The sequence below is a fragment of the Ruegeria sp. BB7 genome, assembly GCF_056539365.1.
Map to the genome: position 1 here is coordinate 173472 of NZ_JBQFUV010000006.1, position 7447 is coordinate 180918.

Below are 7447 nucleotides of genomic sequence, written 5' to 3' on the forward strand. Positions count from 1 at the left end.
TCAACGACGGGTGGCAGTCTCCCGGATCAACGCAGCTGGTCTGCCTCCATCTCCTGGCGCAGCCAATCTGCGAAAGCCAGCGCACCCGGAGTTTCCTCAGCCTGAGGTGACAGCAACAGGTAATAGGCCTCGGGCATCACCGCGCGGTGGTCAAAAGGTGCAACCAGACGCCCCTGTTCGATCAGGCCACATGCGATAGTGTCATGGGTCAGGCAAAGACCACCGCCAGCCATCGCAACCGACAGGCTGACCAGATAGGTGGTGGAATAGGTAATCGGTGGATTTGCCCAATTTAGAGCCTGATCCTCTGCCCAGTTGGCCCAGTTGGACAGAAGGTTCGAGCAATCAAACAGCGGCTGTTGCTGCAGCGTGTCCAGTGTCACCTCATAGCCCGGTGCGCAGACCGGGTAGTAGTGATCGGTGCGCAGCAGTTCCGTCCGCACAGTATCCGAAGGCCGCAATGAGTACCGGATTTCCACTGCGGCCCCTTCGGCCATCTCTCGTGGCTCCCACAACTCGGTGAAGATATTCAGTTGCACTTCGGGGTGCGCTGCCCGGAATTGCGGCAGACGCGGTGCCAGCCAGTTCACCGCAAAAGTTATGTTGCTTTGTACCTGCACTGCATTTTGCTGTGCCCCGGTTACGGCTTGCGTGCCGCGTACCAACGTTCGAAACGCCTCGCGCACCACGGGCAGATAGGTGATCCCTGCCTCGGTCAGTTCCAGTGCGCGCGGGCGGCGCAGGAACAGAGGCTGGCCCAGATAGCCTTCAAGCGACTTGATCTGCTGGCTCACCGCGCTTTGGGTCATGTTCAGATCGCGTGCCGCGCCGGTAAAGGACAGATGGCGGGCGGCTGCCTCGAACGTGCGCAGCCAGCCCAGCGGAGGAAGCGATTTCTGCATGTGCATAACTCTGTCATTAGTTCAGCTAATGGAATAGTTGCGTTTTTTTCGTTGGTCAAACTTTTGCGGTGAAGGCACGCTTTTCAAATCTTCAGTCAGCCGAATGGGAACCCGCCATGACCGTTACGAACCTTCGTCCCAATATCGACCATTGGGAAGGCCGCGTGGATCTTGCCGCCACCTTCCGCTGGACCGAGCGGCTGAACATGCATGAAGGTGTGGCAAATCACTTCAGCCTAGCAGTGAATGAGGACGGCACCCAGTTCCTGATGAACCCCAACCAGATGCATTTCGCGCGGATCACGGCGTCGAATCTGCTGCTGTTGGATGCCAATGACCCCGACGTGATGTCCCAGCCCGGCGCGCCTGATCCGACTGCCTGGGGTTTGCACGGTTCGATCCACCGGCACTGCCCACACGCGCGTTGTGTGATGCATGTGCATTCGATCTTCGCCACCGTGTTGGCCTCATTGGCCGACAGCACTTTGCCGCCGATCGATCAGAACACCGCGACTTTCTACAACCGTTACGTGGTGGACAACGAATTCGGCGGGCTTGCCTTTGAAAGCGAAGGCGAGCGCTGCGCTTCGATGCTGTCTGACCCGAAAAAGAAGGTCATGATCATGGGCAACCACGGCGTTCTGGTGATCGGCAGTGATCCGGCGGATACCTTTAACCGTCTGTATTACTTCGAACGCGCCGCCGAAACTTACATCCGCGCGCTGCAAACTGGTCAGCCGCTGCGTGTGCTGTCCGATGAGATTGCAGAGAAGACCGCGCAGGAACTGGACGATTATCCGGATCAGGCCGAGGCTCATCTGCGCGAGGTCAAAGCTCTGCTGCATGCCGAAGGCTCCGATTACGCCACATAAAGGGTATAGCCATGACTGATACCGCTCAGGACCCCGAAGCCGCCCGCTGGCACTATCACCCCGAAAGGCCGGTGGGGCTGAACCCGCTGTTCAACTGGCCTCCGCGTCCCGCTGCGGTGTTGAAATGGTATAGCGGCGCGTGGCTGCAGATCACGGCGCTGACATTGTGCATGGTGCTGGCCGTCACGGCCTACGTGTTCTTCTTCCCGGTACTGGAGACGATGCAAAATTTCGCACCTGGCTGGATGTTCCGCATCTGGTTGCTGAACATGGTGCCGCAAATTCTGATCGCCGGTGGTCTGCACTGGTGGCTGTACATGCGCAAAGGGCAGGGCATGTATAAGAAGTTCGATCGCCGCGACCTGACCCGCAACAACGGCAACTTCACTTTCCGCAATCAGGTCTGGGACAATATCTGGTGGACATTGGGCAGCGCGATGACTGTGGCCACAGTCTATCAATGGATCATCTATTGGGCGATGGCGAATGGTTATGTTCCCACTGTGACATGGGCCAGTGCGCCGGTCTGGTGTGTAGTGTGGATGGCCTTCATTCCAATGTGGTCGGGGCTGCATTTCTATTGGGTGCATCGGTTGGAGCATCATCCCAAGCTGTATAAACACGTCCACGCCGTGCATCACCGGAACGTCAATATCGGGCCGTGGTCAGGGATTTCGAACCACTGGTATGAGAATCTGCTCTACTTCACGACCTATTTTGTCCACCTGATCGTGCCGTCACACCCCCTGCACCTTCTATTTCACACGTATTTCCAGCAGATCAGCCCAGTCCTGTCGCACTCAGGGTTCGAAAAGCTGCGGGCCAGGGAAATGGATGCCGCCCGCGCCGGAGACTTCTTCCACCAGCTGCATCACCGATATTTCGAGTGCAACTACGGCACCTCCGAGATCCCCTTCGACAAGTGGTTCGGCACTTACCATGACGGATCTGCCGAGGCGACAACTCGGACCCGCGCGTTCAAGAAACAGATGTATACCTAAGGGTCAGGTCCGCTCGAACAACGCAATCAGCGCTGTGTCATCCTTATTGGGGCCACTTGCGAGATCACCGTAGATTCGCACTTCGGGCAGGGCGAGGTTTCGAATCTCGCCCTGCGCCAGTCTGTGCAGGGTTTCGGCAAAGCCCAGCTTTTCATAGTGCTGCGCGTTGATCGACAGGGCGAACTGTGCACCGGGGCGGGCGATACGCAAGAGCGAGGGCAGGGCCTCGGGACCCAAATGACCATGAGTGAATGTGCCCGAGGAGACAATTCCCGCGTAGCTGTCGGCCGGGACAGGAATGCCTTGATTCAAGTCAGCCTCGATCGCGTCGCGGTAGATATCCTTGCGCATGGCTTGGTCCAACATTTCGGGGCTGATATCAGTGGCGTCGATTGGGCCGACGCCCAGCCTGGCCAAAACCGCGCCGCATAATCCGGTGCCCGCGCCCACATCCAGAACCGGGCCTTGCCCACCTGCAGCGACAAAGGCGCGCGCGGTATGAATGTGCAACTGATAATCTTCACGCGTAGCAAAGCTTTCATCATAATCCCCGGCCCATTCGGCATAGAGCTGTTTGTGCTCTTCCGGTGATTCCAGCTTGTAGGCAGTGTGCAGATTGGGTGTTTTGTTACTCATGCTTAAAAGAAAGGCGCATTGAGGGATTCGAATCAAGTATTCTGACTCAGGTGCTTGCATCCATCCGAATTGCGGATCATCAAAGTCGTCATGACAGGTACTCTATTTTCGTTCGGTCACGGGTACTCGGCTCAGGCCTTGTCCCGTCTGCTCAAACCTCAAGGGTGGCGCATCTGCGGCACCACCCGCGACCCGGCCCAATCCCCAACTATTCGCGCATCTGGCGCTGACCCCTTGATATGGCCGGGGCAAACGCCGGATCTAGAGGGGGTGACTCATCTACTGATCTCAACGTCCCCTAAGGCGGATGGCGATCCGGTTTTGTCGGTGTTGCGGGATGAGATCGCCGCGCGGGCGGAGCAGTTCCAATGGGTCGGATATCTGTCGACGACCGCCGTCTATGGCGATCATCAGGGAGAATGGGTTGATGAAACCACCCCGCCCACACCTACGGCCGAACGCGGACGGTGGCGGGTGCGAGCCGAACAGCAATGGCTGAACATTCCCGGACTGCCCGCGCATATCTTTCGGCTGGCGGGTATCTATGGCCCGGGTCGTGGACCGTTCTCCAAGCTCAAGCGGGCGGGAATGCGGCGTATCATCAAGCCCGGGCAGGTGTTTTCGCGCATCCACGTGGCGGACATTGCGCAGGTTCTGGCCGCGTCTATGACCGCACCCAATCCCGGCGCCATATATAATGTCTGCGATGATGAGCCGGTTCCACCGCAGGACGTGATCTCTTATGCCGCTGAGCTTCAGGGTCTGCCCTTGCCGCCCGCAGTGCCATTTGACAAAGCTGATCTGACGCCAATGGCCCGTAGTTTCTATAATGAGAACAAGCGGGTCAGGAATGACCGGATCAAAGATGAACTGGGCGTGCGGTTGATCTATCCCGACTACCGCACCGGGCTTGAGGCTCTTATGAAAGACACCTGAGGTCTCAAATGGCGGCGGCATTGATCATGTCCGCCGCCTTGTCGGCTGCTATGCTGGTCGGCTTATTCGTGTTTCTGGGCTCCAGTCTCGGAATGGCCTAAGCGTAGATGATGCGGTGCATCGGCTTTTCCTGCACGCAATTCCAAGTCAATCACTACCGTTTCATCCACACCTGATTCCAAGAATCCGACAATGTGATGGATGGCTTCGGTGCGAGACAGGTTATGATGTTCCCAAGCGGCAACGGACTGCGCCGTGTTTGTTCCGAACATTTCCCAATACGCTGGGCAGGCAGGAATAAATCATAATTTTTTCCTATCATAATCATCATTAAACAAAATTTTTTTGCATGGATTGGATTTGCTACTTCTGACGACGACAAGACAAGAGTCGCCGATACGTCTGTTGGAGCGTGCGCAATCTCGGCCGCGCATCTAAAAGAGGTAAAAGTGTCATCTATATATGTTCTTGATCGCCCGAGTTTTTCACCGCGCGACTGAGCCGGATTTTAGCCAGGATTGGAGATCGATATGGACGGAAGTGATAACCCCAAAACGGGCGGTTGCCCGGTAATGCATGGCGCCGGTGCCCGGTCGAACCGGGATTGGTGGCCGAACCAGTTGAACCTGTCGATCCTGCATCAGCACGCGCCGGCGTCAAACCCGCTGGGTGCGGATTTCAATTATGCCGAAGAGTTCAAGAAGCTGGACATGAAGGCGCTGAAGGAAGACCTGTATGCGCTGATGACGGATTCGCAGGACTGGTGGCCAGCGGACTATGGTCACTATGGCGGTCTGTTCATCCGTATGGCATGGCACAGCGCCGGAACTTATCGGACTGCGGATGGCCGGGGCGGTGCCTCAACCGGTAACCAGCGCTTTGCGCCTCTGAACAGCTGGCCGGACAATGGCAACCTCGATAAAGCGCGCCGTCTGCTGTGGCCGATCAAGCAGAAGTACGGAAACCAGATCTCGTGGGCCGACCTGATGATCCTGGCCGGCAACTGCGCCATCGAGTCGATGGGCGGCAATACCTTCGGCTTTGCCGGTGGCCGCGAAGACATCTGGGCACCTGAGGAAGACATCTACTGGGGCTCGGAAACCGAATGGCTGGCGCCGACCGACAACCCGCACAGCCGTTATTCGGGCGAGCGTGATCTGGAAAACCCGCTGGCCGCTGTGCAGATGGGCTTGATCTATGTGAACCCCGAAGGTCCGGATGGAGAACCGAATGTCTTGGCTTCGGGTCGTGACATCCGAGACACCTTTGGCCGGATGGCGATGAATGATGAAGAAACCGTCGCTCTGGTTGCTGGTGGTCACACGTTTGGTAAGGCGCACGGTGCTGGCGATCCCGATTTGGTTGGCCCGGACCCTGAGGCCGCGCCGATTGAAGAGATGGGCTTTGGCTGGATCAACAAGTTCGGCTCGGGCAAGGGTGACGACACCACCACCTCAGGCATCGAAGGCGCGTGGACCGCGAACCCGATCAAATGGGATAACGGCTATTTCGACCTGCTGTTCGGCTATGACTGGAACCTGACCAAAAGCCCCTCGGGCGCGTATATCTGGGAACCGATCGGCGTTAAGGAAGAAGACATGGCCCCGGCGGCACATGATTCTTCTAAGAAGGTCAAAACCATGATGACCACCGCCGATATGGCGATGCGCATGGACCCGATCTATGGCCCGATCTCAAAGCGCTTCCACGAGAACCCGGAAGAGTTCGCCGACGCCTTTGCCCGTGCCTGGTTCAAGCTGACCCACCGCGACATGGGCCCGCGTTCGGCTTATATCGGCCCTGAAGCTCCGACCGAAGAGCTGCTGTGGCAGGACAATGTTCCCGCTGTGGATCACGATCTGGTTGACGACGCGGATGTGGCCGACCTGAAAGCCAAGATCGCGGCAACCGGTCTGTCGGTGTCCGAACTGGTCTCGACCGCATGGGCTTCGGCCTCGACCTTCCGCGGATCAGACAAGCGCGGCGGTGCCAATGGCGCCCGTATCCGCCTTGCGCCGCAGAAAGATTGGGACGTCAATGAACCGATGAAGCTGTCCAAAGCGCTGGGCGCGCTGGAAGGTGTTCAGAAGGCGTTCAACGACGCTCAATCAGGTGCTAAGAAAGTGTCTCTGGCGGACGTGATCGTTTTGGCCGGTGCCGTTGGTATCGAACAGGCCGCCAAGGCTGGCGGTCAGGATGTCGAGGTGCCGTTCACTCCGGGCCGTACTGATGCAACGCAGGAGCAGACCGATGTGGACAGCTTCTCGGTCATGGAGCCCATCGCCGACGGCTTCCGAAACTACCAGAAGGGTGAGTACACCGTCTCGCCCGAAGAGTTGCTGGTCGACCGCGCTCAGCTGCTGAACCTGTCCGCACCCGAGATGACCGCGCTTGTCGGTGGTCTGCGTGTGCTCGGCGCGAACTTCGGCGACAGCAAGCATGGTGTGTTCACGGATCGCGTCGGAACGCTCAGCAATGACTTCTTCACCAACATTCTGGACATGAGCACCGAATGGAAACCATCCGGCAAAGGCGTCTACGAAGGCCGCGACCGTGCCAGCGGTGCGGCGAAGTGGACCGGCACGCGCGTTGACCTGGTCTTCGGGTCGAACTCGCAACTGCGGGCGCTGGCCGAGGTCTATGGTCAGGACGGTGCCGAGGGCAAATTCGTCCGTGACTTTGTCTCGGCCTGGAACAAGGTGATGAACGCGGACCGCTTTGATCTGAAGTAAACCCGCGAGTATCGCAGTGACTTGCGCCGCCAGAGGAGACTCGGGCGGCGTTTTCTTTGCCGCGACTCTTAGGCGTCTACCAAGCTTTGGGTACGATTCCGCAGAAAGGCTACCTTCTTACCCAGTATAAGCCGCAGGCAAGCGGTTCTCGTATTCGAATTCTAAATCTAACCTGTTGTTTTCATTAACATGGGTGAGTTTCTGCCGATAAATGTGAAGTTTTTTCAAAATGGGGGTTGCAGGTCCCAGACCTAATCCGTAAATACCCCTTCACCGGCGCTGCTGAGGCGGTTGCTGGGACGCTGGAGACGGCGGAGACGGGCCGGAGAGACGGTTGGCATCTGAGGTTAGGGTTTAGGCGGTTGCGC

Annotated in this window: 7 protein-coding genes; 4 read left to right on the forward strand and 3 right to left on the reverse strand. The window is 57.8% G+C overall.

Features of this window, described 5'->3' with window-relative positions:
- Positions 1-26: 26 nt before the first annotated feature.
- On the reverse strand, positions 27-902 hold the full coding sequence (locus ACR0D7_RS12270) for a LysR family transcriptional regulator (RefSeq protein WP_480679260.1): 876 nt from the start codon (positions 900-902) through the stop codon (positions 27-29).
- A gap of 116 nt (positions 903-1018) precedes the next feature.
- Here ACR0D7_RS12270 and ACR0D7_RS12275 point away from each other — a divergent pair, with 116 nt between their 5' ends.
- Together ACR0D7_RS12275 and ACR0D7_RS12280 are read left to right on the forward strand one after the other, a co-directional pair.
- Positions 1019-1774 carry a class II aldolase and adducin N-terminal domain-containing protein gene (locus tag ACR0D7_RS12275; RefSeq protein WP_480679261.1) on the forward strand — a complete coding sequence of 252 codons (756 nt, stop codon included), beginning with the start codon at positions 1019-1021 and terminating at the stop codon, positions 1772-1774.
- An 11-nt stretch (positions 1775-1785) separates the two neighbouring features.
- Positions 1786-2775: a sterol desaturase family protein gene (locus tag ACR0D7_RS12280; RefSeq protein ID WP_480679262.1), complete on the forward strand. Its 990-nt coding sequence runs from the start codon at positions 1786-1788 to the stop codon at positions 2773-2775.
- A gap of 3 nt (positions 2776-2778) precedes the next feature.
- Here ACR0D7_RS12280 and ACR0D7_RS12285 read toward each other — a convergent pair whose 3' ends face one another.
- Positions 2779-3411 carry a class I SAM-dependent DNA methyltransferase gene (locus ACR0D7_RS12285; protein ID WP_170382506.1) on the reverse strand — a complete coding sequence of 211 codons (633 nt, stop codon included), beginning with the start codon at positions 3409-3411 and terminating at the stop codon, positions 2779-2781.
- A 90-nt stretch (positions 3412-3501) separates the two neighbouring features.
- On the opposite strand from ACR0D7_RS12285, the gene ACR0D7_RS12290 reads away from it, so the two are divergent.
- Positions 3502-4347 (forward strand): SDR family oxidoreductase, encoded by an 846-nt coding sequence (locus ACR0D7_RS12290; protein WP_480679263.1) that lies wholly within the window; start codon positions 3502-3504, stop codon positions 4345-4347.
- 62 nt (positions 4348-4409) lie between these two features.
- Here the strand turns inward: ACR0D7_RS12290 and ACR0D7_RS12295 are convergent, their stop codons facing one another.
- Positions 4410-4619, reverse strand: coding sequence for a hypothetical protein (locus ACR0D7_RS12295; protein WP_480679264.1), 210 nt, complete (start codon positions 4617-4619; stop codon positions 4410-4412).
- Between the two features lie 258 nt (positions 4620-4877).
- On the opposite strand from ACR0D7_RS12295, the gene katG reads away from it, so the two are divergent.
- Positions 4878-7079, forward strand: a complete 2202-nt coding sequence (katG, locus tag ACR0D7_RS12300; protein ID WP_480679265.1) for a catalase/peroxidase HPI — start codon at positions 4878-4880, stop codon at positions 7077-7079.
- The last annotated feature ends 368 nt before the right edge of the window (positions 7080-7447 follow it).